At 72.2% G+C, this 374-nt stretch carries 1 pseudogene; it reads right to left on the bottom strand.

What is annotated here, in order from left to right:
• Positions 1-374 (bottom strand): annotated as a pseudogene (locus KVT39_RS36610) (acetyl-CoA C-acetyltransferase); the annotation flags it as partial.

Genomic DNA, 374 nt, shown 5'->3' with positions numbered 1-374 from the left:
CCGCCGTTCACGTTCACCTTCGACGTGTCCCAGCCCATCTGCTTGTGCACCGCCAGCGCCTGCGCCGCGAACGCCTCGTTGATCTCCATCAGGTCCAGGTCGCCCGGCGTCCAGCCCGCGCGCTCCAGGCACCGGCGCGACGCCGGCACCGGGCCCATCCCCATCACGCTCGGATCCACGCCCGCGTTCGCATACGCCTTGATCCGCGCCAGCGGCGTCAGGCCCAGCGCCGCCGCCTTCTGCGCCGACATCACCAGCACCGCCGCCGCGCCGTCGTTCAGGCCCGACGCGTTCGCCGCCGTCACCGAACCGTCCTTCGAGAACGCCGGCTTCAGCCCCGCCAGCGATTCCGCCGTCACGCCGTGACGCACGAA

Origin of the sequence: Burkholderia sp. GbtcB21 (assembly GCF_019091065.1) — a bacterium.
GTDB classification, from domain to species: Bacteria; Pseudomonadota; Gammaproteobacteria; order Burkholderiales; family Burkholderiaceae; genus Burkholderia; species Burkholderia pyrrocinia_C.
The sequence above is the reverse complement of the archived record's forward strand: the minus strand, read 5'-3'. Positions and strand labels throughout refer to the sequence as shown.